The sequence below is a fragment of the Streptomyces sp. Tue6028 genome (assembly GCF_002300165.1).
Lineage (GTDB): Bacteria > Actinomycetota > Actinomycetes > Streptomycetales > Streptomycetaceae > Streptomyces > Streptomyces siamensis.
The window spans coordinates 151,320-177,252 of the sequence record NZ_MLCE01000032.1 but is presented as its reverse complement, the minus strand read 5'-3'; the positions used below and the strand labels follow the sequence as shown (position 1 = coordinate 177,252).

General features: G+C 73.0%; 23 protein-coding genes. 7 read left to right on the top strand and 16 right to left on the bottom strand.

Features of this window, described 5'->3' with window-relative positions; translation table 11 throughout:
* Window positions 1-107: 107 nt before the first annotated feature.
* Both BKI49_RS30875 and BKI49_RS35465 read left to right on the top strand, forming a co-directional pair.
* Window positions 108-599 carry an NUDIX domain-containing protein gene (locus BKI49_RS30875; RefSeq protein WP_095937569.1) on the top strand — a complete coding sequence of 164 codons (492 nt, stop codon included), beginning with the start codon at window positions 108-110 and terminating at the stop codon, window positions 597-599.
* A 362-nt stretch (window positions 600-961) separates the two neighbouring features.
* Window positions 962-1,876 (top strand): hypothetical protein, encoded by a 915-nt coding sequence (locus BKI49_RS35465; RefSeq protein ID WP_095937568.1) that lies wholly within the window; start codon window positions 962-964, stop codon window positions 1,874-1,876.
* Between the two features lie 117 nt (window positions 1,877-1,993).
* On the opposite strand, the gene BKI49_RS30865 is transcribed toward BKI49_RS35465, so the two are convergent.
* Entirely contained in the window at window positions 1,994-3,490 is a 1,497-nt protein-coding gene (locus BKI49_RS30865; RefSeq protein WP_095937567.1) for a glycosyltransferase family 39 protein, read from the bottom strand.
* 205 nt (window positions 3,491-3,695) lie between these two features.
* Between BKI49_RS30865 and BKI49_RS30860 the strand changes: the two genes are divergently transcribed.
* Together BKI49_RS30860 and BKI49_RS30855 are read left to right on the top strand one after the other, a co-directional pair.
* Window positions 3,696-4,802, top strand: coding sequence for a tetratricopeptide repeat-containing glycosyltransferase (locus tag BKI49_RS30860; protein WP_095937566.1), 1,107 nt, complete (start codon window positions 3,696-3,698; stop codon window positions 4,800-4,802).
* 68 nt (window positions 4,803-4,870) lie between these two features.
* Window positions 4,871-5,596: an SIR2 family NAD-dependent protein deacylase gene (locus tag BKI49_RS30855; protein ID WP_095937565.1), complete on the top strand. Its 726-nt coding sequence runs from the start codon at window positions 4,871-4,873 to the stop codon at window positions 5,594-5,596.
* 114 nt (window positions 5,597-5,710) lie between these two features.
* Here BKI49_RS30855 and BKI49_RS30850 read toward each other — a convergent pair whose 3' ends face one another.
* The 4 genes from BKI49_RS30850 to BKI49_RS30835 form a co-directional block, all read right to left on the bottom strand.
* Complete coding sequence (locus BKI49_RS30850) at window positions 5,711-6,967, bottom strand: thymidylate synthase (protein WP_257005026.1); 1,257 nt, start codon at window positions 6,965-6,967, stop codon at window positions 5,711-5,713.
* 140 nt (window positions 6,968-7,107) lie between these two features.
* Window positions 7,108-7,596 (bottom strand): methylated-DNA--[protein]-cysteine S-methyltransferase, encoded by a 489-nt coding sequence (locus BKI49_RS30845; protein ID WP_095937564.1) that lies wholly within the window; start codon window positions 7,594-7,596, stop codon window positions 7,108-7,110.
* A 40-nt stretch (window positions 7,597-7,636) separates the two neighbouring features.
* Window positions 7,637-9,118, bottom strand: coding sequence for an AlkA N-terminal domain-containing protein (locus BKI49_RS30840; protein ID WP_306453584.1), 1,482 nt, complete (start codon window positions 9,116-9,118; stop codon window positions 7,637-7,639).
* A gap of 88 nt (window positions 9,119-9,206) precedes the next feature.
* The gene (locus BKI49_RS30835) at window positions 9,207-11,378 is read right to left on the bottom strand and encodes a heavy metal translocating P-type ATPase (RefSeq protein WP_095937562.1); all 2,172 of its coding nucleotides are present in this window, start codon (window positions 11,376-11,378) and stop codon (window positions 9,207-9,209) included.
* Window positions 11,379-11,412: 34 nt separating this feature from the next.
* On the opposite strand from BKI49_RS30835, the gene BKI49_RS30830 reads away from it, so the two are divergent.
* Window positions 11,413-11,775 carry an ArsR/SmtB family transcription factor gene (locus BKI49_RS30830; protein WP_095937561.1) on the top strand — a complete coding sequence of 121 codons (363 nt, stop codon included), beginning with the start codon at window positions 11,413-11,415 and terminating at the stop codon, window positions 11,773-11,775.
* A gap of 28 nt (window positions 11,776-11,803) precedes the next feature.
* Here the strand turns inward: BKI49_RS30830 and BKI49_RS30825 are convergent, their stop codons facing one another.
* From BKI49_RS30825 to BKI49_RS30810, 4 genes are all read right to left on the bottom strand, one after another.
* A complete protein-coding gene (locus BKI49_RS30825) occupies window positions 11,804-12,733 on the bottom strand; it encodes a M48 family metalloprotease (protein ID WP_095937560.1) in 930 nt (309 codons plus the stop codon).
* Window positions 12,730-13,167, bottom strand: a complete 438-nt coding sequence (locus BKI49_RS30820) for a BlaI/MecI/CopY family transcriptional regulator (protein WP_095937645.1) — start codon at window positions 13,165-13,167, stop codon at window positions 12,730-12,732. The genes BKI49_RS30825 and BKI49_RS30820 overlap by 4 nt, the downstream gene beginning before the upstream one ends.
* 160 nt (window positions 13,168-13,327) lie before the next feature.
* A complete protein-coding gene (locus BKI49_RS30815; protein WP_095937559.1) occupies window positions 13,328-14,263 on the bottom strand; it encodes a lysylphosphatidylglycerol synthase domain-containing protein in 936 nt (311 codons plus the stop codon).
* Window positions 14,260-15,768, bottom strand: coding sequence for a hypothetical protein (locus BKI49_RS30810; protein ID WP_095937558.1), 1,509 nt, complete (start codon window positions 15,766-15,768; stop codon window positions 14,260-14,262). The genes BKI49_RS30815 and BKI49_RS30810 overlap by 4 nt, the downstream gene beginning before the upstream one ends.
* Window positions 15,769-15,986: 218 nt before the next feature.
* Between BKI49_RS30810 and BKI49_RS30805 the strand changes: the two genes are divergently transcribed.
* Entirely contained in the window at window positions 15,987-16,370 is a 384-nt protein-coding gene (locus tag BKI49_RS30805; protein ID WP_095937557.1) for a BlaI/MecI/CopY family transcriptional regulator, read from the top strand.
* 147 nt (window positions 16,371-16,517) lie between these two features.
* Here the strand turns inward: BKI49_RS30805 and BKI49_RS30800 are convergent, their stop codons facing one another.
* From BKI49_RS30800 to BKI49_RS30785, 4 genes are all read right to left on the bottom strand, one after another.
* On the bottom strand, window positions 16,518-17,039 hold the full coding sequence (locus BKI49_RS30800) for an O-acetyl-ADP-ribose deacetylase (RefSeq protein ID WP_095937556.1): 522 nt from the start codon (window positions 17,037-17,039) through the stop codon (window positions 16,518-16,520).
* On the bottom strand, window positions 17,036-18,445 hold the full coding sequence (locus tag BKI49_RS30795) for a phytoene desaturase family protein (RefSeq protein WP_095937644.1): 1,410 nt from the start codon (window positions 18,443-18,445) through the stop codon (window positions 17,036-17,038). Before BKI49_RS30795 ends, BKI49_RS30800 begins: the two co-directional genes overlap by 4 nt.
* A gap of 727 nt (window positions 18,446-19,172) precedes the next feature.
* The gene (locus BKI49_RS30790) at window positions 19,173-20,012 is read right to left on the bottom strand and encodes an inositol monophosphatase family protein (protein WP_095937555.1); all 840 of its coding nucleotides are present in this window, start codon (window positions 20,010-20,012) and stop codon (window positions 19,173-19,175) included.
* An 88-nt stretch (window positions 20,013-20,100) separates the two neighbouring features.
* The gene (locus BKI49_RS30785; protein WP_095937554.1) at window positions 20,101-21,930 is read right to left on the bottom strand and encodes a gamma-glutamyltransferase family protein; all 1,830 of its coding nucleotides are present in this window, start codon (window positions 21,928-21,930) and stop codon (window positions 20,101-20,103) included.
* A gap of 211 nt (window positions 21,931-22,141) precedes the next feature.
* Between BKI49_RS30785 and BKI49_RS30780 the strand changes: the two genes are divergently transcribed.
* Entirely contained in the window at window positions 22,142-23,206 is a 1,065-nt protein-coding gene (locus BKI49_RS30780) for a lipoate-protein ligase LplAB (protein WP_095937643.1), read from the top strand.
* Between the two features lie 237 nt (window positions 23,207-23,443).
* Here BKI49_RS30780 and BKI49_RS30775 read toward each other — a convergent pair whose 3' ends face one another.
* Genes BKI49_RS30775 through BKI49_RS30765 form a run of 3 tightly spaced genes read right to left on the bottom strand, consistent with a single transcriptional unit; the run spans window position 23,444 to window position 25,916 of the window.
* Entirely contained in the window at window positions 23,444-24,100 is a 657-nt protein-coding gene (locus BKI49_RS30775) for a DUF4232 domain-containing protein (RefSeq protein ID WP_257005025.1), read from the bottom strand.
* Window positions 24,101-24,138: 38 nt separating this feature from the next.
* Window positions 24,139-24,807, bottom strand: a complete 669-nt coding sequence (locus BKI49_RS30770; RefSeq protein ID WP_095937641.1) for a response regulator — start codon at window positions 24,805-24,807, stop codon at window positions 24,139-24,141.
* On the bottom strand, window positions 24,804-25,916 hold the full coding sequence (locus BKI49_RS30765) for a sensor histidine kinase (protein WP_179332639.1): 1,113 nt from the start codon (window positions 25,914-25,916) through the stop codon (window positions 24,804-24,806). Before BKI49_RS30765 ends, BKI49_RS30770 begins: the two co-directional genes overlap by 4 nt.
* Window positions 25,917-25,933: the final 17 nt, after the last annotated feature.

Genomic DNA, 25,933 nt, shown 5'->3' with positions numbered 1-25,933 from the left:
GCTCGGCCGGTGGGCAGCTCGGCCGGTGGCCGAACTCACGCGGCTGAGCTCGCACTTCGCGCCGGTGAGTCCGGGGACGGGCGGCGCAGGCTGGTTACCCTTCGGGCATGACCACTCCGGACTTCGCCACGTACATCGCGGGTCTGCCCCGCATCCTCGCCGGGGCGGCCGCCCTGTTCCGCGACGCCGAGGGGCGGGTGCTGCTCGTCGAACCGAACTACCGGGAGGGCTGGGCCCTGCCGGGCGGCACCGTCGAGTCGGACGACGGGGAGACCCCGAGGCAGGGCGCGCGCCGGGAGACCGCCGAGGAGATCGGTCTGGACGTCGGCCTGGGCCGGCTGCTCGCGGTCGACTGGGTGCACGGGACGGCGCGGCCCCCGCTGGTGGCCTATCTGTACGACGGCGGCGTCCTCGACGAGAGCGCGCTCAAGTCGATCCGCCTCCAGGAGGAGGAACTGCTGTCCTGGCGTCTGGTGCCGCGCGAGGAGCTGACCGACCATCTGCCGGGCGCCCTGGGCCGACGGGTCCTGGCCGCCCTCGACGTCCTGGCGGACGGCGGGGGCACGGTGGAGCTGGAGAACGGCCACCGGGTGGGCTGACCGCCGTCCTCCAGTACTCCGCCTCGCCCCATCCGTGGCAGCCGCCTGTCTCACGGCGGAGTCGGCGTCCGGGCAGTGCGCCTCATGCAGCGTCGGATACAACCGCAGCAATATGACATGACCGGATCGACGTCGGCCGGCCGACCCGCGGGAGGGGCCCGGAGGTGCCCCCGAACGGCCGCACCTGGGGCCAACTGGGGCTGGTGGCCCGAAGACTGAGCCATCAGAACGCACGAGTTAGACCAATCTATGGAAAAAAGCCGTGTTGCGCCGGGGCTCACACCATGACCGGTCGCTCAGGGTCCAACCTCGCACTCGGATTCGGGACATCACCCGGACCTGATGAGGCAAGGAGCACCCTGATGAGTCCTGAGTACAGGACGACTTCACTTCTCGGGCCGCTGGCGCGGGACAGGTTCAAGAAGGCCGGAATGGTGGCCTCCCTCGCTCTGGTCCTGGCGACCAGCGTGGTGAGCCCCGCCGCCGCTTCGGCACGGGCCGTGAGCGACCACGCCACTGCGACGAGCCGCTCCGGCGGCGACAACTGCAAGGACGAGTCGAAGCCCGACAAGACGAAGTCCACCGTGCCGTACGGCGAGGACGGCAAGGACAAGTGCAAGGGCGCGACGGGTGCCACCGGCGCCACGGGGGCGACCGGCGCCACGGGCGACACGGGCGCCACTGGCGGCACCGGAGCCACCGGTGACACGGGTGCGACCGGCGGCACCGGAGCCACCGGTGACACGGGTGCGACCGGCGGCACCGGAGCCACGGGCGACACGGGTGCGACCGGCGGCACCGGAGCCACCGGCGGGACGGGCGCGACCGGCGGCACGGGCGCCACGGGAGCGACGGGGCCGTGCTCCGACATCGACGCTCAGCAGGACTCGAACAACTTCGAGCTCCGTGCCACCGAGGCCGCCGGAATCGTGTACGCAGGTGTCCACGACCTCCGGGGCAGCGACCCCCGGAACTTCCTCTGGACCGACCTCAGCGGCAACGACGACTACCCCAACGGTGGGGAGGACCCGAACGGGTTCCCCATCGGCACTCCCTGTGGGGTTTCCATCAACGGCCAGAACCAGGGTCAGGGCCAGAGCGGTGCCATCAAGATCGACACCGTCACCACGACGGGACAGGTCTGGGAGACGACCTGCGTGGTGAACGTCGGAAACGACCCGATCGACCTGACCTGCGACCAACCCTGGGTCGAGCTCAACCTCCAGCCTGAAGCCGGCGCGGTGAACGGCGGGCGGGACATCACCCCCATCCCGTGACCGGTCTGATGCGCACGGCTCGCGCGGCATGAGTCCAACCGGCCGGCACACCGCATGAGGGGCGTCCGACGGGTCGTGACAGACCGTCGGACGCCCCTTGAGGCATCTCGGAACGGACTAGTTCTCGTCCTTGCGTACGAGCAGGCTCACCGTCATACCCGTCACCGACGCGCTCGTGGACAGCTTGTACTGGCGCTGCAGGGCGTCCGCCTGCATCGGGTTGATGGCGGCGAAGGGGAAGTCGGCGCCCTGGGTCAGCAGCCAGATGCGGGGCTCGCCCTTGAGGCACTGGACCGGGACGGGGCACTCGACCGCGTAGAGGTCGTCGATCTCGGCGGGGGTCTTGGCCAGGAAGACGTCACGCAACTTCAGGTCGTGGGGCAGGTAGTACTGGACTCCGCCGTCGAGCTTCCAGGTGTTCGCACGGTCGTAGACGACCGCGTCTCCGGGCTGGTACCGCTGCTTGATCACGTCGGCCGCCGCCGCGTAGTCGAGGGTCACAGGGGCGTCATGCTCGTACGGCCCCCGCATCTGCTTCTGGTCGGACAGGGTGAGGACGGCCAGCGCCACGACGAGGGCCGCGGTGGCTCTCGGGGAACGGGAGGCCGCGGCGAGGCCGGCGCCGGCGAGGAGCGCCCAGGCCGGGAGGGTGAAGAGGACGTAGACGTTGCGGAAGTAGGAGACCTCGCCGTGCGAGGCGAGCCAGACGAGGACGGGGGGCAGAAGGGCCCAGGTACCGCACAGGAACAGGGGAGCCTTGCGCGGCGAGCGGGCCAGCAGGGCAAGGGCGATCAGCGCTCCGGCGCCCAGGGCGGAGGCGAAGACGTCACGCAGCATGGCGAGCAGTGCCCACGCGTCGGGCTCCGGGACCCAGTACAGCTGGCGATGGGCCTGGGAACGGCCGAGCAGGACGACCGGGGTGACGCAGCCGGCGGCGACCAGGAGGGCGAGGGCGGACTTCCACCACAGGGAGCGGTTCTGTCGCGCCTGGGCCGCGAGCACGCAGGCATGGGCGACCACGACGGACAGGGCGATCAGGTGGAGGAGTCCGACGACGGCCAGCGTGAGCGAGTAGGCGGCCCATCGCCAGGGGCTGCGGGGGTTGTCCAGCGCACGGAGCAACAGGAGCGTCGCCAGGGCGACCATGAAAATCACCAGAGCGTAGCTCCGGGCTTCCTGGCCATAGCGGCTCACTGCCGGGACGAGCGCGAAGAGAATTCCGGCGAGAATTCCGGCACGGTACCCGAAGAACCGGTGTCCGATGAGACTCACGACGGACGCGGCTCCGGCCACGGCCAATACAGTGGGAAGCCGCAGGGAAATGACGGAATCCCCGAAGATCCCCACCCACAGGTGCATCAGCAGATAATACGTGCCGTGCACGGCGTCGACGTTTTGGAGAGTGGCGAGGATCTGGCCGGTGCTGCGGTTCACCATGTCCCGGGTGACCAGTTCGTCGCGGCCCAGCAGCGAGTCGGCCATGCCGTGACCGACCAGGGCGAACGTGAGGGCGAACGGCCAGAGCCACAGCCCCGCCCGGCGACTTCTGGACTCGGCGGCCTCGACGCTCCGGTCTTCCTCGCGTGGAAGAGGGAGCGGCGCGGTGATTACCATGAAAATCTCCCATGCCCGACAGCAGCAACTGCTCACTTATACAGAGGCGCGGGCGGCGGGGATGGCAGGCAGGTCGAGCCACCACCTGTATGGCCGTCACACCTTCAGTTGCGGTCCTTGCATGGGGTTTCATAATTCACTAAAGTCGCCGACTGATCCTTTTCATCACAGAAAAGAAAAAGTCATGAAAACGGTCTGCCTCAATATGATCGTCAAGAATGAGGCGCATGTGATCAGACGCTGCCTCGAATCCGTGCGCCCCCTTGTCGACTCCTGGGTGATCCTCGATACGGGCTCGACCGACGGCACCCAGGACGTCATCCGCGAAGCCCTCGCCGACCTGCCCGGGGAGCTGTACGAGAGCCCGTGGAAGGGCTTCGACCTGAGCCGCAGCGAGGCGATCGGGCTGGCACGGGACCGTGCGGACTATCTCCTGTTCATCGACGCCGACGACGTGATGGAGACCGTTCCCGGCTTCACGATGCCGGAACTGTCCCACGACTGCTACGACTTCGAGGTACGCCACGGTTCCCTCGTCCACTGGCGCGCGACGATGGTGTCGACCCGCCTCCCCTGGCGGTACGTGGGCGTGCTGCACGAGTACCTGGAGTGCGACACCCGATTCGACCGGGCGACCTTCGAGGGCGCGTGCATGGTCATCATGGGCGGCGGCGGGCGTCTCCAGGGCAGTCAGCGGGAGAAGTACCTCCGGGATGCCGCGGTCCTCAAGGGCGGGCTCGCCAAGGAGCCGGACAACCCCAGGTACCAGTTCTACCTCGCCCAGAGCTGGCGCGACGCAGGTGAGACGGGGAAGGCGCTGGCCGCGTACGACCGGCGCGCCGGCATGGGCGGCTTCGCCGAGGAGGCGTTCTGCGCCCGGCTCTACGCGGCCCGGCTCGCGGTGGAGCTCAAGCGCCGATGGCCCGAGCTCATCTCCCGCTTCCTGGAGGCCCACGAGTCCCGGCCCACGCGGGTCGAACCGCTCGGCGAGCTCGCGCGCCTGTGCCGCGTGAAGGGAGAGCGCTGGCCGCTCGCGTACACGTTCGCACGACGTGCCGTCGACATCCCGCAGCCGCAGGACATCCTGTTCGTCGAGCACAGCTGGTACGAGTGGCGGTCGCTGGACGAGCTGGCGGTGTCGTCGTACTGGATGGGCGAGTACCGCGAATCGCTGGAGTGCTGCGAGAAGCTGCTGGACGGCGGGAAGCTGCCCGAGGAGCATCGTCCGCGCATCGTCGCGAACCGGGACTTCGCGCGGGGGAAACTGCGCTTGGGTGCCGGGTCGGGCGCACGGACACTCGTCGGTGGATGAGGTTCGTTCCGTGCGGGGCGAACGATATCCGTTCGACCCGGTCCCCGGCCCGACCTACCCTCGGTCCCATGAACAGGCCCCTCGTCGCCATTCTGAGCGGCGCCGGTATCAGCACGGACTCCGGAATCCCCGACTATCGCGGTCCCCAGGGGCTGTGGCGACGGGATCCCGAGGCCGAGAAGCTCGTCACGTACGAGTACTACATGGGTGACCCGGAGATCCGGCGCCGCTCGTGGCAGATGCGGCGCGGGAACCGGGCGTTGGAGGCCGAGCCGAACGCGGCGCACCGGGCGGTGGCCGAGTTGGAGCGGTCCGGGGCACCGGTGCGGGTGATCACGCAGAACGTGGACGGGCTGCACCAGCTGGCGGGCATGCCGGCACGCAAGGTGCTCGAACTGCACGGCACCGCGCGGGCCGTGGTGTGCACCGAGTGCCACGCGCGGGCGCCGATGGAGGACGCCCTCGCGCGCGTCGAGGCCGGCGAGGACGACCCGCCGTGCCTGGAGTGCGGTGGCATCCTCAAGTCGGCGACCGTCATGTTCGGCGAGCGCCTCGACCCGGTCGTCCTCGGCGAGGCGGTCGCGATCACCAAGGCCTGTCAGGTGTTCATCGCGGTCGGGAGCAGCCTCCAGGTGCAGCCGGCCGCCGGGCTCGCGGGGGTCGCCGCCGATCACGGGGCACGACTGATCATCGTCAACGCCGAGCCGACGCCGTACGACGACCTCGCCGACGAGGTCGTGCGGGAACCGATCGGCACGGCGCTGCCCGAGCTGCTGCGGGGGCTGGGGAGCTAGGGCGTTTTCGTTCGGCTCATCGGATCGTCGGTCCGGTACGTCGTCGACCGGTGCACGGTGGGCGCGGAGCGAGCCGTTGCTCCCGGACCGGCCACCGCTGCGGGGTGGCCGCTGTCAGAGCACGCCCACCAGCACGATGACCAGGGCAGGCAGTGCGATGAAGACGGTGCCGAGGTAGACGGCGAGGACCCACCGGTGCTCGGAGGCGACGCGGGCGAGGTTCTCGGCGCAGAACAGCGGTACGGGACGCAGGAGCGGTATCACGTAGATCACGACGATCGCGAAGAGGTTGTAGATCAGATGCACGAAGGCTGCCTGCAGGCCGATCTTCGCGTCCTGTCCGACGCCTGCGAACGCCGCGAAGACCACCGTGAACGTCGTGCCGAGATTGGAGCCGACGACGACGGGATACACCTGCGCCGGTGTCAGGATGCCTGTTCCGGCGAAGGGGACCAGCACGGACGTGGTGATGGTCGAGGACTGGGTGACGACGGTCACTCCCATGCCTGACGCCATGGCGAGGTAGGCGTTGCGGCCGACGGCCTTGATCAGGATGTCGCGGGCCCTGCCGACCATGAGCAGTTTGAGCAGTTTCCCCAGGTAGCGGACGGCGAGCAGGATCAGCACGGCGCCGATCACGATGGTGAACAGCGGACCGAGTGTGCTGCTGACGTGCGTGGTCGCGTGGATCACTCCGTGTTCCACCGGCCTGGTGGCCGCCCGGATGAAGTTGAAGTGGGCGGGGTTCGGCAGCCAGTCCGTGCCGTACAGCGCATCGGTGAACGTCCCGCTGATGTGTTCCAGCGGATGCCAGATCAGCTCGATCGGGAAGAAGATCAGCAGCGCGAGCCAGTTGTAGAAGTCATGGACGGTCGAGGCGCCCAGCGCCCTGCGGAACTCTGTGCGGTCGCCGATGAAGGTCAGTGCGACCAGGCTCGTCGTCACGGTGGTGCCGACGTTCGCGCCCAGGATGATGGGGATCGCGCCCTGGATGGGCAACGCGCCCGACCCCACCGCGGTGACAGCGATGGCCGTCGTCGTGGTCGACGACTGGATCAGGACCGTACCGAGAACGCCGACGCTCAGCCCTACCCACGGGTGCGCGGCGAAGGCGAACATGGTGTGCGCCGCGTCGGTGCCCAGCCCCGCGAAGCCGCGACTGATGATGCTCACGGCACAGATCAGCAGGTAGATCAGCCCGGCGACACCGCACCAGCCGAGGGCTTTGGCCCCTGCGGGGAGCTGGATGGCTCCGGCGCCGCTCTCGGCCGTGGGGGCCGTGAGCGCCGAGCCGCCGGAAGGGGTTCGCCCGGAGACGTCACCCTTTTTGTGGCTGTTGTCCGGCCCGCTGTCGGATGTGGCTTCCGCCATGGAACAAGGCTACGAGCTCCTGACGAGGGACGCGTGTGGCTGGGCGCCGTACGTGTGCCACGGACGGCCGGCGCCGTCGGCGACCGCGGTTTCTCCTGGCCCGACGCCAGGTGACCATGGTCGCCGGGCCGGCCGGGCCCTCAGAAGAGGGCTCCTCCGCTCTCGAAGTCGAGCAGTCGCTTCTTGCGGTCCAGGCCGCCGCCGTATCCGGTGAGGCTGCCGTCGGCGCCGACGACACGGTGGCAGGGCACGATGATGCCGATGGGGTTCTTGCCGTTGGCGAGGCCCACCGCGCGGGAGGCGCCGGGACTGCCGAGGGCGTCGGCCAGGTCGCCGTACGAGCGGGTCTCGCCGTAGGGGATGCGGCGCAGCTGGTCCCACACGCTGCACTGGAACGGCGTTCCCCGCAGGCTCAGTTCGAGGGTGAACTCCTTCAGTTCTCCCCCGAAGTAGGCCTCCAGCTGGTCGGCCGCCTCGTCGAAGAGCGAGTCGTCGCGGTCGCCGAAGGTCTCGTCCGACGGACGGTGGCGCTGGCCCACCATGTAGAGGTTGGACAGGACACCGTCCGTGGCGACGAGGGTCAGGGGTCCGTACGGGCTGTCGAGCACTGTGTGCCGTTTCGCTGTCATGTCGCGGAAGGTCCTTGGTCGTTGATCCTTGATCCGGTGGTCACACGGGGAGGAAGTTGATCGGGTGGCCGTCCGTCGCCCACAGGTACTGGACGGCGTACGCCCGCCACGGCCGCCAGGCCGCCGCGCGGGCGGTGAGCGCCGCGGGCGTGGAGGGCAGGCCGAGCTCCTGTGCGGCGCGGCGGATGCCGAGGTCGGTGGGCAGGAACGCGTCGGGGTCGCCGAGTGCCCGCATGGCGATGACGTCGACCGTCCAGGGGCCGAACCCCGGCAGGGCGAGCAGCCGGGCCCGGCTCTCCTCCCAGTCGCTCTCGACACCCAAGTGGAGTGTCTTGTCGGCGAGTTGGGTCACCAGCGTGGTGAAGGTGGTCCGCCGGGTGCGGGGCATGGCCAGCGACTCGGGGTCGACGGCGGCGAGCGCTTCGGGCGTCGGGAAGAGATGGGTGAGGCCGCCCTCCGGGTCGTCGACGGGATCGCCGTGCGCGGTGACCAGGCGGGCCGCATGGGTGCGGGCGGCGGCCGTGGAGACCTGCTGGCCCAGCACGGCGCGTACGGCGAACTCCGCCTCGTCGACCGTGCGCGGCACCCGCCGGCCGGGCGCCTTGTCGACGAGCGGGGCGAGCAGCGGGTCGGCGCGCAGCCGGTCGTCGACGGCGACCGGGTCGGCGTCGAGGTCGAGCATGCGGCGGCAGCGGCTGATCGCGACGGGCAGGTCGCGCAGGTCGCTGAGGGTGAGCCGGCACGCGATGTGGTCCGGCATCGGCGTCAGCGCGGCGATCCCGTGTCCGTACGGGAGCCGCAGGGTCCGCCGGTACGCCCCGTCGCGCCACTCCTCCACGCCGGGTACGGCGGTCGCGGCGAGGTGGCCGAAGAGGTTGTCGGGGTTGAGCGGGGCGCGGAAGGGGAGCCGGAGGCTGAGCACGCCCGGTGTGGCGCCGGCGCCGTTCTTCGGCCGGCGGGCGCGCAGTTCGCTCGGGGAGAGCGCGAAGACCTCGCGCACGGTGTCGTTGAAGGTACGGATCGAGGAGAAGCCGGCCGCGAAGGCGATCTCCGCCATCGGCAGGGGTGTGGTCTCGATGAGCAGCCGGGCGGTCTGGGCGCGCTGGGCCCGCGCGAGCGCGAGGGGTCCGGCGCCCAGCTCGGCGAGGAGTTGCCGTTCGATCTGTCGGGTGCTGTAGCCGAGCCGGCCGGCGAGACCGGGGACGCCCTCGCGGTCGACGACGCCGTCACCGATCAGGCGCACCGCGCGGGCGACGACGTCGGCGCGCTGGTTCCACGCGGGAGAGCCGGGGCTGGTGTCGGGCCGGCATCGCTTGCAGGCCCGGAAGCCGGCCTGCTGGCAGGCGGCGGCGCTCGGGTAGAAGGTCATGTTCTGCGGCTTCGGCGGTACGGCCGGGCAGCTGGGCCGGCAGTAGATCCGCGTCGTCAGCACCGCGGTGAAGAACCATCCGTCGAAACGCGCGTCCTTCGACTGGACGGCACGCACGCAGCGCTCGATGTCGGTGTGCATTCCGTTCCGCATGCCTCCAGCATCGGGCACCGGCGAGGGCGGGGCTGGCGAAAAAGCGACATGTACGTCGGCCTGCCTGCGGGCGCCCGGACCGCCCCGCTCACCGGCGCCACGCGGACGCGCGCAGGAGCCGTAGCCCGTTGAGTCCGACCAGCACGGTGGAACCCTCGTGACCTGCGACGCCGAGCGGCAGCGGCAGGTCTCCGAGGAGGTCCCACAGGACCAGGACGGTGATGAACGCACCGGCGAGGACGAGGTTCTGGACGACCAGGCGGCGGGCGTCCCGGGACAGGCGTACGACGGCTGGGATCGCCGCGAGCTCGTCGCGGACCACGACGGCGTCGGCCGTCTCCAGCGCGAGGTCCGAGCCGGCCCGGCCCATGGCGATGCCCGCGTGCGCGGTGGCCAGGGCCGGGGCGTCGTTGACGCCGTCGCCGACGAAGAGGACCTTGCGGCCCGCGAGGCGGCGTACGGCCTCGGCCTTGCCCTCGGGCAGCAGCCCGGCGCGCACGTCGGTGATGCCGCCGGCCCGGGCCACGCCGGCGGCGGCCCGCCGGTTGTCGCCGGTGAGCAGTACCGGCGGCCGGCCCGTGAGCGCGGTGAGCGCCGCCACGGTCCCGGCGGCGTCGGGGCGGAGCCGGTCCGCCAGGGACAGCGTGCCGACGGGGGTGCCGTCGCGGGTCACGAGCACGACCGTGTGGTCGGTGTCGGGGGTGCCACCGTCGGCCGCGGCTCCGGCGTCGCCGTCGTCGGTCACGTACGGGCCCCTGGCCGCGGCTCCGGCGTCGAGCGCACCGCCGTCGGCCGCGGCCCCGGCGTCGAAGGCACTGTCGTCGGTCGCGTCTGCACCCTTGGCCGCGCCACCGGCGTCGAGGGCACTGTCGTCGGCCGCGTACGGGCCCCTGGCCGCGGCTCCGGCGTCGAGGGCACCGCCGTCGGCCGCGGCGCCGGCGCGGGTGTCCGGCCTGCCGACGGTGACGACGGCGCCCTCGACCGTGGCGGTGACGCCCTGACCCGGGCGTGCGGCGAAGTCGCGGGCGGGCGCGAGGCGCAGGCCACGGACCCGGGCGGCGGCCACGACGGCGCGGCCCAGCGGGTGTTCGCTCCGGTGCTCCGCCGCGGCGGCCAGCGCGAGCAGGGCGTCCTCGTCCAGGCCGGAGCCGGGTGCGGGACGCACGGCGGTGACCTCGGGCGCGCCTTCGGTGAGCGTGCCCGTCTTGTCGAGGGCGGCGGTGTCGATCTCGCCGAGGCGTTCCATGGCGAGCGCCGACTTCACCAGGACGCCGTGCCGGCCGGCGGTGGCGATGGCGGACAGCAGCGGAGGCATGGTGGCCAGGACGACCGCGCACGGCGAGGCGACGATCATGAAGGTCATGGCGCGCAGCAGCGCGCCGGTGAGGTCGTCGCCGAAGGCGAGGGGCACGGCGAAGACGGCGAGCGTGGCCGCCACCACGCCCACCGCGTACCGCTGTTCGGCCTTCTCGATGAACAGCTGGGTGGGCGCCTTGGTGCGGGACGCCTCCTCGACGAGGGTGACGATCCGGGCGATCACCGAGTCGGCGGGGTCGCGGTCGACGCGGACGCGCAGCGAGCCGGTGCCGTTGAGGGTGCCGGCGAAGACGTCGTCGCCCCGGGTCTTGAGGACCGGAAGGGGTTCGCCGGTGATCGTCGCCTGGTCGGCCTCGCTGACGCCGTCGAGCACCTGCCCGTCGGCGCCGATGCGCTCGCCGGGGCGGATCAGGAGCACGTCTCCGACGGCGAGGCGCGCGGTGGGCACGGTCTCCTCGCCGTCCAGGGTCTGCCGCGTCGCCGTGGCGGGCGCCAGATCGAGCAGGCCCCGTACCGAGTCGGCGGTGCGGGCGGTGGCCAACGCCTCCAGGGCGCCGGAGGTGGCGAAGATGACGATGAGCAGGGCGCCGTCGAGGACCTGTCCGATCGCCGCCGCTCCCAGGGCCGCCACGATCATCAGCAGGTCGACGTCGAGGGACTTCTCGCGCAGCGCGCGCAGCCCTTCGAGGGCGGGCTCCCATCCTCCGGCCGCGTAGGCGACGGCGAAGAGCGGGCCGTGGGCCCAGACGGGCGCGCCGCCGAGGTCGAGCGGCAGCGCGAGCAGGAAGGCGGTGGCCGCGAGGAGTGCCCAGCGGGCTTCCGGCAGTGCGAGCAGGCGCGTCCGGCGGCGCGGGGTCGTCAGGGCGGGGCGGTCGGTGACGGGTGCTGGTGAAACGAGGGCGGGAGACACACGGGCACCATACAGGAATGCATGAAGACTCATTCATCTCTTCATGTGTGATGGGTAAGATACGACCATGGGTCATGGAGCCGTCACCGCAGCGCAGGACGCCATCCCGCGGGTACGCCTGGACGCGGCCAACGTCGCCAAGGTGGCCACCACGCTCCAGGCGCTGTCGACACCTTCCCGCCTGCTGATCCTCGCGCGGCTGCGCGAAGGGCCGCTCCCCGCCACGGAGTTGGCCGCCGAGGTGGGGATGGAGCAGTCGGCGTGCTCCCACCAGCTGCGCCTGCTGCGCAATCTGGGGCTGGTCGTCGGTGAGCGCAGGGGCCGCTCGGTGGTCTACGCGCTGCACGACCACCACGTCGCCGAACTCCTCGACCAGGCGGTCTATCACGTCGAGCACCTGCGGCTCGGCCTGAGCGACACGGCCGAGTGACGTCCCGCCGGACGGGACACGGGTGGGGTCAGCGGGCCGCTTCGCCCTGAGCCACCTCGACCTGGTGGTGGAAGGCGAGTACCCCGGCCACCGAGGCGCCGGCCGACACGCAGGCGCAGACGATCACGAGCAGGGCCAGCCAGGAGGCGGCGCGGGAGCGGCGCCGGGGAGCGGCGAGGAGGGCCGCGACGCGCCGGGGCACGGGTCCCGCGGTGACCGCGGGGGCGAAATCGGGGCGGTCCGAGCGGACCGCCTGCGTGGCCAGCGCGGCACGGGCGATGGCCCGCGCGGTCAGCTTCCGGTCCCCCACCACGGCGGCGGCCGCCTCGTCGGCGGCGCGCTCCGCGGCGAGCGCGACGGCCGCACGGACCGGGCGCAGACCTGGATGGCAGTGCGCGGCGAGCTCGGCCGCGAGGAGGAAGCGGTGGTGACCGTAGTTGTTGTGGGCGCGTTCGTGGGCGAAGAGCACTTCGCGTTCGCCGGGGGCGAGGCTGCGAAGCATCGCGGTGGTGACGACGATGCGGTGCGGGCGGCCCGGCAGGGCGTAGGCGTCCGGGTGCGGTGAGTCGATGACGCACAGGTCGCCCGCGGCGGGGCGGCGGTCGGCCTGGGTGCGGGCCACCCGGAAGGCACGGAGCTGGCGCCCTGCGGAGCGGGCGAGGGTCCAGGCGCCGACGGTGAGCACGCCGGTGGCGCCCGCGGCGGCGGGGAGGACGACCAGGTCGGACGCGGTGCGCAGCGGATGGACGAGTTCGCCGAGGCTCGCGAGGACCGGCACCTCGAGCAGGCCGTTGAGGACGAGGGCGCCGAGCGCCGCCACGGACGCGCCGGCCAGCACGAGGACCGCGCAGGTCAGCGTCCACAGCGCGGTCACCGGCGCGAGCCGGTCGAGACAGCGGCGGGCGAGCGGCGGCAGCGCGAAGGGCAGCAGCAACGGGAGGAAGAGCAGGGCCGTCATCGCCCACCCGTTTCCGGCAGGCACTCCCCGCCGGGCTCCGTCACACCGTGCTCGGCCGTTCCGGGGGAGCCGTCGGACTCCAGCAGGTCGCGCAGGAGGCGTTCGTCGTCGGGGCTGAGCTGGGCCACGAACCGGGCCAGGGCGGTCCCCCGGTCGTCGTCCCGGTCCAGCTCGGTGTGCATGCGCCGGGCGGTCAGGCCGTGCGGGTCCTGGACGGGGAAGTACGCGTAGCCGCGGCCCTGGCGCTCACGGCCGACGATTCCCTTCTCGTGCAGCCGGGACAGGATCGTCGTCACCGTCGTCCGGGCGAGGCCGGAGTCCAGCTCCGCCTGGACGCGCCCGGGCGTCAGGGGTGCGCCCGCGGCCCAGAGGGCGGCCAGCACGCCGGCCTCGAGCTCGCCCGCCGGCCGGCGTTCGTCCTTCGCACTGCTCATGGACACGATCCTCATCCCGTCATCGTCTACAGTCCAGTAGACCATCTACGGGATTGTAGTCACCGAGGTGCGCCTCGATGCTTCGACGGTACGCGCCCGTCGCGCGTGAGCGGTCGCGCGCGGACGACCGCCCCCGTGGCCGGCCCGGCCCCGCGGTGGCTCACAGGATCCGGCGTCGCACCAGTACGCCCAGCGCCATGAGGCCCGGGAGCAGGGGCAGCCAGGTGGTGAGCAGCCGGTAGCCGAGGACGGTCGAGGCCGCCGCGCTGCCGGACGCCCCCGCGAGAGTGAGCGCCAGGGCGAGGGCGGCGTCCAGCGAACCGAGGCCGCCGGGAGTGGGCAGCAGGACGGCGGCACCGCTCGCGGCGAGGTAGGCCAGGGCCACCTCGACCGGGGGCAGCGGCAGGCCGACGGACTGGGCCACGGCGACGACGACGGCCGCGTGCAGTCCGGCGAACGCGAGCGAGCCGCCCCACAACGCGGCCGCCCGCCCGGGGACCTCGTGCACCGCGCGGACGTCCGCGAGCACCGCCCGCAACGCGCGCCGCAGGAGCCCCGAGAGCGCGATCACGGCGGTGGCGAGCACCAGGACGGTCACGGCCCATGCCGCCGGGGAGACATGCGGAAGGCGCAGGGTGCCGGGGCAGGCGGGCGCCAGCGCGGCGATCAGCAGAGCGCGGGCCACGGCGCCGGCGGTCGCCTTGACCGCGAGCGCGGTCGCCGACCTGGGCACCGGCAGCCCGCACCGGTTCAGGAAGCGGAAGGTGACCGCCCCTGATCCCAGTCCCGCGGGCAACAGATGGTTGGCGGCGCAGGCCGCGAACTGGACCGCCACCAGGCGTCCGGTGGGCAGCGGCCGGACCACGGCGCCCTGTTGGGCGAGGGCCGAACATGCCCAGGTCGCCAGGGTGGCCGCGGCCGCCACGAGCAGCCAGCCGCGGTCGGCGTGGGCGAGCCGACCCGCCGCGGTCTCGATCACCGGCCAGTGACGCCAGGCCAGACAGCCGGTGCAGAGCAGGACGACCAGCGCGACCCCGGCCTGCCAAGGCGTCCGCCGGACGAGGGCGGTCGGGGCGGTGCCGGGTGGGGAACTCATGAGGCCCGGCCTCCCGGTCCGGTGGGGGCGAGGTAGGCGAGCAGGATGCCGACGCGATGGTGTTCCCAGGTCCTGGCGAACGCGGGCGGTCGCCCGCGCCGGGAGGTCAGCACCGCGACCGGCCGGCTCCGTCCGGTCCGCGCGAGGGCCTTCCCGGTCGTGTTCGCGTTGTGCCCCGAGGTCGCGACGGACGCGCACCCGGCGCGGAAGGCGATCGGGACGGCGTCCCGGCCGGTCAGGACGCACGGCGGCCGTACACCCAGCTCGCGCAGGTCGGCGGCGGCGCGGGCCCAGTCGCGACGGGAGTCCGTGGCCTCGCGGACGGTGTCGTCCAGCACGGCGTACTGGACCGCCAGATGGCCGGCGAGGCCGAGCACGACCGCGGTCACGGCCGCCGGGCGCCACGCGCCGCGCGCGACGGTGACGAGACGGACGAGGGCGCCGGCGACCGGGAGGGAGAGGAGCGCGTAGGCGGGGAGCAGGAAGCGCGGGGCGGCGTAGCCGATCATGAACAGATACGGGAACGCGGCCGTCGCGGCGCAGGCCAGCGGGAGCAGCGTGCGCGCCGTGCGCCGGGCCCTGACCGCGGCCACGAGACCTGCCGCGGCCAGCGGGAGCAGCGCGAACCACCACACCATCACGGCGGTGTCGGGCATCGCACCGGTGCAGGGGCGGCACAGGATACGTCCGCCCAGGCTGCGCATCTGGTCGTCGACGGCGATGTTCCAGCCCAGGCCGCCCTGGATGCGGGAGCCGTCGGCGAGCCTCTGGCCGAGACCTCCGTAGCCGGTGTACGCCTCGACGACCCACTCGGCCGCGCCGGCCACCAGGCCCGCGACCAGCGCGACGGGCAGCCAGGGCCGCCCTCGGCGCAGCTCCGGCACCGCGAGGACGAGCAGCGGGAGGGTCGCCCAGACCGCGTCGGTGGGCCGCATCCACGCCATCAGCGCGGCGCCCAGCCCCACGCCCCACAGCGCCGCCCGGTTCCGGGGGGCGGCGCGTGCCCGCAGGAAGCAGGCGACGCACAGCAGGGCTCCGACGGCGACCCAGTAGTTGGGCATGGCCTGCGGGCCGTAGAAGAGGGTCACCCACAGGGTCGCGAACAGGGCGCCGGCCAGGGCGAGCAGCCGCCCCGGGAACAGGTGCCGCCAGGCGCACAGCGCCACGAAGAGGCCGAGCCCCGACAGCAGGGCCAGATACACCCGCAGGAGGGCCGTGGACGACGACCAGGAGGCGACGGGGGCGACGAGCAGGGGGACGCCGCGGGCGCGGGGTGCGCTGAAGAAGGCCGCCGGTGCGTGCCCGCTGACCTGGCTGACATAGACGGTCTCGTCCCAGCCGAGTCCCATGCCGGGCCCCACCAGCAGCAGTTGGGCCAGAGTGAAGGCGACGGCCACGAGGGCGATCCCGCGCCGTCCGCCGGAGTGCCGAGCGGGCGGGTGGCCCGACGGCGGACCGGCCGCCCTTTCGGCACCGGCGAGCGGAATGTCCGCGGTCCTGACCATCGTCCACCCTCCAGCCCTACAAGCTGTAGGGTTCCCACGCCCTACGCGACGCAGGGCAGGGGTCAGATCCGTGAAATCATGGACAAATTACCGCGCGTCTCAGGGCCTCGCAGTCCGGGAACGGCATCCGGGGCGAGCGCCTCCACCCGCCTCGGTCCCCGTCTCCCCCGAGGCCCGGACCGGCCTCCGCTCCCCCTACGCGCTGTAAGGTGGCGACCATGGCTGGCACGAGCCCCCACGGCAGAGCGGACCGGCGCCGCGCGGGCGAGTTGGAGAGCGCCGTGCTCGCCACCCTCTGGGCCACCGACGACGCCCTGACGCCCGCCGAGATCCAGGGCGAGATCGGCGGCGATCTCGCCTACAACACCGTGCACACCATCCTCAAGCGCCTGTACGACAAGGGGTTGGTGCGCCGCGACGTCGACGGGCGGCGCGGCGCCTACCGGCCCACGAAGGACGCGGCCGAGATGACCGCCGACGCCATGCACGAGGCGCTCGACCGCGGGCCCGATCCGATCGCCGCCCTCCGGCACTTCGTCACCGGGCTGAGCCCGCGGGAGGAAGCGGCCCTGCGCGAGCTGCTCGACGGGGACGAGCCGTGAGGTTCGACGTCCATGCGGCGGACGTCTCCCTCGCTCGCGTCCCGTCCACCAGGTGACCGGTCGCTCGCGTCAGCGGCCGGCGGCCGGACGCCGTGGGACGCCTTCCGCGGCTGCCTTCCGGGACACGGCCGACCGGACCCTCGGCGGCTACTTCTCCTCGGAGGGGACCTGTGCGGCGAACGCCCGGTAGGCGGACTCGTCGAAGAGGACGAAGGTGACCTCCTCGACCTCCGTCGGGGTGGCCCGGACCGTCTCCACGGCGATCCTGGCGGCGTCGTCCATCGGCCACCCGTAGATGCCGGCGGACACGGCCGGAAAGGCGACCGTGCGCGCGCCGAGTTCGTCGGCGACGCGCAGGGACTCGCGGTAGCAGGACGCGAGCAGCGCCGAGCGGTCGTCCTCGCGGCTGTACACCGGTCCCACGGTGTGGATCACCCAGCGCGCGTCCAGTTCGCCGGCGGTGGTGGCGACGGCCCGGCCGGTGGGCAGGCCCTTGCCGTACTGCGAGGCGCGCAGCTTGCGGCAGTCCTCGAGGATGGCGGGGCCGCCGCGGCGGTGGATGGCTCCGTCCACGCCTCCGCCGCCGAGCAGCGAGGAGTTCGCCGCGTTGACGACGGCGTCGACGCTCTGCCGGGTGATGTCGCCCTGGACCAGCTTGATCGCGGTCATGCCTGTCTGAGTCTCCTCCACACGGCCTTCGCCGCGTTGTGCCCCGACATGCCGTGGACGCCCGGGCCCGGTGGGGTGGCGGACGAACAGATGAAGACGGCCGGGTGGGGGGTGCTGTAAGGGAACAGGGACAGTCTGGGGCGCAGCAGGAGCTGAAGCCCGGAGGCGGCGCCGCAGGCGATGTCACCGCCCACGTAGTTCGCGTTGCGGGTGGCCAGCTCCGGCGGGCCCGCTGTCGCGCGGGCGAGTACGCGGTCGCGGAAGCCGGGCGCGAAACGCTCCAGCTGCCGCTCGATCGCGTCCGTGAGGTCACCGCTCCAGCCGTTCGGCACGTGTCCGTACGCCCAGAAGACCTGCTTGCCCTCGGGCGCGCGGGTGGGGTCGGCGACGCCGGGCTGCACGGTGATCAGGAAGGGGGTGTCCGGTGCCCGGTCCTCTCGGGAGGCCGCGTGCAGCGCGCCGGCGATCTCCGCACGACTGCCGCCGACCTGCACGGTACCGGCGGCGCGCGCCTCCTTCGCGGTCCAGGGCACGGGCCCGTCCAGCGCGTAGTCGATCTTGAACACGCTCGCCCCGTACCGGTAGTGCTCGTAGAACCGGCCGAGCCCCGCGATACGGGCCAGGGCGGTGGGCGAGGTGTCGAAGACGTACGCGCGGGCGGGCGGCAGGTCGTCGAGGCGCTTGACCTCGTAGTCGGTGTGGACGGTGCCGCCGAGGTCCTTGAGGTACGCGGCGAGCGCGTCGGAGATGGACTGCGAGCCGCCGCGGGCGACCGGCCAGCCCCGGGCGTGCGCGGCCAGCGCGAAGACGAGGCCGACGGCACCGGTGGCGAAGCCGCCGAGCGGGGCGATGACATGGGCGACGAGGCCCGCGAACAGCGCCTGGGCCCGCTCGTCGCGGAAGCGGCGCATCAGCCAGGTCGAGGGCGGCAGCCCCGTGAGGCCGAAGCGGGCGAGGGTGACCGGGTCCCGGGGCAGCGCGGTCAGCGGCAGCGACATGAAGTCCTGCGCCAGCGTGTCCCACTTGGTCAGGAAGGGCGCGACCAGACGGCGGTACGCCCCGGCGTCGCGCGGGCCGAACGACGCGGCCGTCTCGGCGACGGACCGCGACAGCACCGCCGCCGTGCCGTCCGTGAAGGGGTGCGCCATGGGCAGCTCGGCGTGCAGCCACTCCAGGCCGTACCGCTCCAGGGGCATCGCTCGGAACGCGGGCGAATTGATGCCCAGCGGGTGCGCCGCCGAGCAGGGGTCGTGGCGGAAGCCGGGCAGGGTCAGCTCCTCGGTCCGCGCTCCCCCGCCCACGGTGTCCCGGGCCTCGAAGACGGCCACGGAGAAGCCGCGGCGGGCCAGCTCCACGGCAGCGGTCAGTCCGTTCGGCCCCGCACCCACCACGACGGCATCGAGCATCGACGGCACCTTCGGACTCCTTTGTCAGCCGATGGCCACTGGGGATCAGGATATGCCGCGGGACCGACAGCCTTGGCGGCGCGGGGGGTTGGGAAGGGGACACCTCCCGACGTGCGCGGGGCGGTCCACGCCCCCGGGGGCTCGGCGGAGGCACCGGCGAGCTCCCGAGCCCGCCCGGCGGCGCCCTGGTCCCGGCGCCATCGGCTCCCTGCCCCGGGCGCCCTCGGTCCAGCCCCCGGACCAGGCCCGGCGGCGGAACCGGGTGCGTCCGGGGCAGGGCCGTGTCTTTTCGAGGGGCCACTCCCCCATCGGGTTCGGGACGGCCGCGCACGACGGACTCCGCAGACGGCGGCGCACGACGGACTCCGCACGGGCAGTGGTGCCCTCACCGGGGCCGGGCCGCGGCGGCGGACTCCGGGGGCTGCGCCACGGCAGGGGCTGGGGCCGGGCCACTCCGGGAGGGCGGACGCCGACCGGGCCGCAGCGGGCCTCGGTGTCGACCGGGCGGGCCGAGCACATCGACGGCGCCGAACGGGCCGGCCGCCGGGCGGGCTCCGGTGTCACCCGCAGCCGAGCTCGTCGACGGCGGGCTCGGTGTCACGCCGGCCGACCTCACCGGCAGCCAGGACCGGGGCCGTGACCATGCGTAACCCCGGATGGCCGAGCTCGCCGCCGATCGGGGCGGGGCGCTCCGGCCGGGAGGGGCCGGGTCGGCGTCGGGTAAGGCTCACGCCGACAGCAGGGCCACCACGCGGCGGGCCGTGGCCTCGTCCCGGGCCGCGGTGAACGGCAGCGCGTTGCCCCCCGTCACGCGGAACGGCTCACCCGTGAGGGTCAGGTGGGCACCGCCCGCCTCCTCGACGAGGAGCAGGCCGGCGGCATGGTCCCACGCCGCCTCCCATGAGAACGCGACCGCGTCCAACTCCCCTCGTGCCACGGCCAGATACTCAAGGCCGGCCGAGCCGCAGGGACGCGGGACGACTCCCTCGGCGCGCAGGCCGGTCAGCGCGCGCTTCTGGTCGTCCGTGGTGTAGTCCGGGTGGGACGTGGCGACGTCCAGGTCGCGGCCGGGCACCGGCGAGCCGGAGCGCAGGCGCACGCCGTCGAGGAAGGCGCCCCGGCCGCGGATGGCGACGGCGAACTCGTCGCGCGCGGGGGCGTACGTCCAGGAGGCGAGCACGACTCCGTCCCGGGCGAGCGCGACGAGCGTGCAGAAGCCGGGATCGCCGTGCACGAACTGACGGGTGCCGTCCACGGGGTCGACGATCCAGACCGGCTCGGAGCGCTGTATCGCCTCGTAGGTGGCGGGGTCGGCGTGCACCGCTTCCTCGCCGACGACGACGGAGCCGGGCAGCAGTGCGGTGAGGACACCGGTCAGATACTGCTCGGCCTTGCGGTCGGCGTCCGTCACCAGGTCGTGCGGGCCGGACTTCTGGTCGATCTCGTGCGCTCCGAGCTGCCGGAAGCGGGGCATGATCTCGGTCGCCGCCGCCTCGCGGACCGCTTCTTCGACGTCGGAGCTGCGCCGGGCGAGAAACTCGTCGATGGTTTCGATGTCTTCGATCATGGCTCCATGAGAGCACGCGCCGCTGACAATCCCCGCATGCCCGGTGCACTCCGGGTGGAATCCGGATGAACTCCGAGGGGTCCCGCCGTCAGCGTCCGACCGCGTACCCCTGCATCCCCCGCGGATTCGCCGCGGCCGACAGCACGCCCGTCGCGGGGTCCCGCGCGACCGCGCACAGACGTCCCTCCGACCACGCCTCGCCGACCTGGACGTCGTGGCCGCGACGCCGCAGCTCGTCGACGACCGCCTCGTCCGTGCGGGACTCGACGGTGAGGCTGCCGGGGTGCATGCCGCGCGGGTAGAAGGAGCCGGGGAAGCTGTCGTTGTGCCAGTTCGGGGCGTCGATGGCGCCTTGGAGGTCGAGACCGCCGCGTACGGCGGAGCGCAGCGCCACGGCCAGGAAGAAGTGCGTCTGCCACTGGTCCTGCTGGTCTCCGCCCGGTGTGCCGAACGCCATGACCGGGACGCCGTCCCGCAGGGCGAGCGACGGGGTGAGCGTGGTGCGGGGACGGCGCCCCGGTGTGAGCGAGTTGGGCAGTCCCTCCTCCAGCCAGGTCATCTGGAGCCGTGTGCCGAGCGGAAAACCCAGTTCGGGCACGACGGGGTTGGACTGGAGCCAGCCACCGCTGGGCGTGGCGGCGACCATGTTGCCCCAGCGGTCGACGACGTCGAGGTGGCAGGTGTCGCCCCGGGTGCCGCCGTCGGCCGCGACCTCGGGTTCCGGGGCCGTGCGGGCCGACCGTGCCACGGTGGGTTCGCCCGCGCCGGGCGCCGCGAGCGCGTCGAAGCCGGGTTCCCACGGAGCGGGCACGCGCGCGTGCCCGCTCAGCCGCGGGACGCGTCCTCCGGGGCTGCCGGGACGCAGCTCGTACGACGCCTTGTCGCCGACGAGCGCCCGCCGCTCGGCGTTGTACGACTCGGAGAGCAGCTCGTCGAGCGGTACGTCGTCGGCGTCCCCGTACCAGGCCTCCCGGTCGGCCATGGCGAGCTTGCAGCCCTCGACGAGCAGGTGGACGTACTCGGCGGAGCCGTACGCGGGCAGTTCGGGCGGCAGCAGGGCCAGCTGCTGCAGCAGGACCGGGCCCTGGCTCCAGGGGCCCGCCTTGCACAGGGTCCAGCCGCGCCAGTCGTAGGTCACGGGCGGTTCGTAAGTGGCGGACCAGCCCGCGAGGTCCGCGGCCGTCAGGGTGCCGGTGTGGCGCTCGCCGCTGGTGTCCAGGGTGGGGCGGCGGGCCTGGCGCACCAGGGCCTCCGCGATGAAGCCGGAGCGCCAGACCCTGCGCGCGGCCTCGATCTGTTCCACCCGGCCGGTCTCCTCGGAGACCTCGGCGAGGAGCCGGCGCCAGGTCGCGGCCAGGGCGGGGTTGCGGAACAGCTCGCCGGGGCGGGGCGCCCTGCCGTCCGGCAGGTACACCTCGGCCGAGGTCGTCCACTCCGTCTCGAACAGCTCGCGCACCGTCTCGACGGTCTCGCCGACGCGTTCCACGGGCGCGTGGCCGTCCTCGGCGTATCCGATGGCGTACGCGAGGACGTCGGCGAGCGGCTTGGTGCCGTGGTCGCGCAGCAGGAGCATCCAGGCGTCGAAGGCTCCCGGCACGGCGGCGGCGAGCGGCCCGGTGCCGGGCACCAGGTCCAGCCCGAGCCCCCTGTAGTGGGCGACCGTCGCACCCGCGGGCGCCACACCCTGGCCGCAGAGCACCCGTACCTCGCCGCCGGCCGGGGCGAGGATGATCGGGACCTCGCCCGCGGGTCCGTTGAGGTGGGGTTCGACGACGTGCAGGACGAAGCCCGCGGCGACGGCGGCGTCGTACGCGTTGCCGCCGTCCTCCAGGACGGCCATCGCGGACTGCGAGGCGAGCCAGTGGGTCGAGGACACCATGCCGAAGGTGCCCTGGAGCGTCGGTCGGGTCGTGAACATGCCTGCCACCTCGCTGTGCCGAACGATCAACCTCGCCCCCGACTATGGCACTTGCCGCGGCCCGGACGGCAGGCCGGCCCGGCCGGAACGGACGGGCGCCTTCCGGGACGTCCGACGGACCGGACCCGCCGGTCCGGAAGAGCCCGGAATGATCGGAATCATTCGCCGCCGGCCGTCGTTGCTCCTCGTGGAACTGAACGGAGGCGGATCGGTGCACGGTGAGTACAAGGTCCCCGGCGGCAAGCTCGTCGTGGTGGATCTGGACGTCGAGGGCGCGGTGCTGCGCCACGCGCGCGTGGCGGGCGACTTCTTCCTCGAACCGGACGAGGCGCTGGACGCCGTCAATCACGCGCTGGAGGGTGCGCCGGCCGACACCGACGCGGCGGGTCTCGCCGCCCGTATCGACGCCGCACTGCCCGAGGGCACGGTCATGTACGGCCTGACGTCGGAGGGCATCGGGATCGCGGTGCGCCGGGCGCTGGCGCACGCCACCGACTGGACGGACTACGACTGGCAGTTGATCCACGAGGGGCCGCAGTCCCCGGCCCTGCACATGGCACTGGACGAGGTGCTGACCATGGAGGTGGCCGCGGGCCGGCGTGCGCCGACGCTGCGGGTGTGGGAGTGGGGCGCCCCGTCCGTGATCATCGGCAGTTTCCAGTCCCTGCGCAACGAGGTCGACCCGGAGGGCGCCGCCCGGCACGGCATCGAGGTGGTCCGCCGCATCTCCGGCGGCGGCGCGATGTTCGTGGAGCCGGGCAACACCATCACGTACTCGCTCTCGGTGCCGGAGGCCCTGGTCCAGGGCCTGTCGTTCCAGGACAGCTACGCGTATCTCGACGACTGGGTGCTGGGCGCGCTCGGTGACATGGGGATCAAGGCCTGGTACCAGCCGTTGAACGACATCGCGACGGATCAGGGGAAGATCGCGGGCGCCGCGCAGAAGCGGGTGGTCGGGCCCGGCGGCGGTCCGGGCGCCGTGCTGCACCACGTGACCATGTCGTACGACATCGACGCCGACAAGATGCTCGAAGTGCTGCGCATCGGGCGGGAGAAGCTCTCCGACAAGGGGACGAAGAGCGCGAAGAAGCGGGTCGACCCGCTGCGGCGTCAGACGGGACTGGCGCGCGAGGCGGTCATCGAGCGGATGATCGACTCCTTCCGCGGGCGGTACGGGCTGGTGGACGGCAAGGTGACGCCGAAGGAGCTGGCGCGGGCGCAGGAGCTGGCCCGCTCGAAGTTCGGCGCCCCGGAATGGACCGCGCGGGTGCCGTGAGCGGTGCCGCGCGCGGCTCCCGCCCCGGGATGGACCGCGCGAGTGCCGTGACTGATGCCGCGCGGCTCCTCCCGCCAGGGGGTTTCGTTTGGATCAGGTCGGATCGTCCGCGGCGTCCGGTGCGGTGCATCGCAAGGCGGAGGGTCACCTGCGTACTGGGCGTACTCGGGTGGTCCGACAACGCGGCGAGGTGCCGTGCCGGGCGTCGCGGACCCGGGCTGATCCAAACGAAGCCCCCTAGGGGGCCGGTGCCCAGGCCGTCGTGCCCAGGGTGTTCTCCGGGCCGATGTCGAGGGGGTCCGGCAGGCGTACGGTCGTGGTGCTCCGTCCCGCGGCCGGGGCGACCCGCAGGTAGGTGCCGTCCTCCGCGGCCATCCGCCAGTACAGGCCCGCCCGCGCGCTCTCGCCGGGACCGAGCGTGAGTGCCTCGGGGCCGGGGTCCTCGGGTGCCATGGCCACCTGGTCGGTGCCCTCCACGGTCCGCACGCCGGGGATCGGGGCGCCCTGCGCGTCGAGGACCCGGACGGACGGGTACCCCTTCAACTCGTACGCCTTCTTGCCGCAGTTGGTGAGCGTGATGGTCATGGCGCGCAACCCCATGGCCGCGTCGACGGGGCCGGTGCCGACGCGCAGGCCGGACGGCGGGCAGCCGCGGTCCTGCTGGACCGGGACGGCAGGTGACGCCTCCGGCCCTCCGGGGACGGCGGGTGACGTCTCGGAGACCGCGGGGGCGGACGGCTGGGTGGCGCGGGTCCGTGTGGCCGCGGGGGTGGGTTCCCGTGCGGGGTTGCGCTCGCGGTCCAGCTCCGCGGAGAGCCCGCAGCCGCTCAGGGTGAGCGCCAGCAGACAGGCGAGAGCGGCGGGACGGATTCGCTTCCGGTGTGTCGCGATCACGGACCGATGATCGCACGAGGCGGCCTCGACGGACGTCCTCACTCCGCGTGCCCACGCGCCGTGACGAGGCCCGACTCGTAGGCGAAGACGACCAGTTGGGCGCGGTCGCGGGCTCCCAGCTTCGTCATCGCGCGGCTGATGTGGGTCTTGGCCGTCAGCGGACTGATCACCATGTGCGCGGCGATCTCCTCGTTGGTCAGGCCGCGCGCGGCGAGCGCGGTGACCTCGCGTTCACGACGGGTGAGGCATTCGAGTCCCGGCGCCGTGGCCCGGTCGGGGGGACGGGCCACGAACTCCCCGATCAGCGTCCGGGTCACGGACGGGGACAGCAGCGCCTCGCCGAGCGCGACGACCTCGATGGCCTGGAGCAGATCGGCCGGTTCGGTGTCCTTGAGCAGAAAACCGCTGGCTCCGGCCCGCAGCGCCTCGAAGACGTACTCGTCCAGGCCGTAGTTGGTGAGGATGACGACGCGTACGCCGGAGAGCGCGGGGTCGGCCGCGATACGGCGGGTCGCCTCGATGCCCGTCATCACGGGCATCTGCACGTCGACGAGGGCGATGTCGGGGATCTGCGCGCGGACGAGCGCGAGCCCCTGCTCGCCGTCGGCGGCCTCGCCCACCACCTCGATGCCGTCCTCCGCCTCCAGCAGGGCGCGGAAGCCGGCGCGCATGAGGGCCTGGTCGTCGACGAGCGCCACCCTGATCACGGGGCGTCCCCGGGCGGGCACAGTGGAAGGGCGGCCCGGACCGAGAAGCCGCCCTCGGTGCGCGGGGCGGCGTGCAGGGTGCCGCCCAGGGCCTGGACGCGCTCGCGCATTCCGGTCAGTCCGATGCCGGGGACGGGTGCGCAGGAGGTCCGCGCGGTGCCGTCGTCGTCGACGCGAATCGTCAACTCCTGCTGCGCGTAACCGAGTTCGACCAGGACCTTGGCGGGTCCCGCGTGCCGGGCGGCGTTGGTGAGGGCCTCCTGCACGATGCGGTACGCGGCGCGGTCCACGGTCGCCGTCAGGGGCCGTTCCTCGCCGGTCACCCGGAGGTCGACGGCGAGGCCCGCGGCGCGCGCCCGCTCCACGAGCACAGCCGGCGTTCCGGTCGGCTCGTCGGTGCGCAACACCTCCAGGGTGGAGCGCAGTTCACGCATCGCCTCGCCGCTCGCCTCCTGGATGGCGAGCAGCGCGGGCGGTATCTCGTCGCCGCGTTTGCGGGCGAGGTGCACGGCCACCCCGGCCTGGAGCTTGACGATCGAGATGCTGTGCGTGAGCGAGTCGTGCAACTCCCGTGCGATGCGCAGCCGTTCCTCGCCGGCGCGCCGCAGGGCCGCCTCCTCGCGGGTGCGTTCGGCCTCCAGGGCGCGCTGCTCCGTCTGCCGCAGGTACGCCTGCCAGTTCCGGTCGGCGAGGCCGGTGACCAGGGCGCAGAGGAACCAGCCGGTGAGCAGCGTCGTCCGCTCCACGAGCTCCTGGGTCGTGGGGCCCGCGGTCGCGAAGCCCGCGAGGAACGCGACGCTCGCCAGCGCGGCCACTCCGCGGCGACCGGCTCGTGCCGCCGTGTGGACGGCGCTCAGCACCGGGAGCGCGGACAGCGAGCCGGGATGGGCGTGCACGACGTACGCGGTGGTGGTGACCGTGGTGATCGCCAGCACGGCGCGCGGGGTGCTGCGGTAGGCGGCGAGGGCCAGTGAGCCCAGGGCGACGAGGGCGAGGTCGACGGGGGTCGTGTCGGCGTCGAAGGCGGCCGCGGTCAGCACGAGCGCGCCGACGACGACCGCGAGGGCCGTGTCGGCCAGGCGCCTGCGGGTGGCCCGGTCGAGCTGCATGTTCGGCACTTTATGCG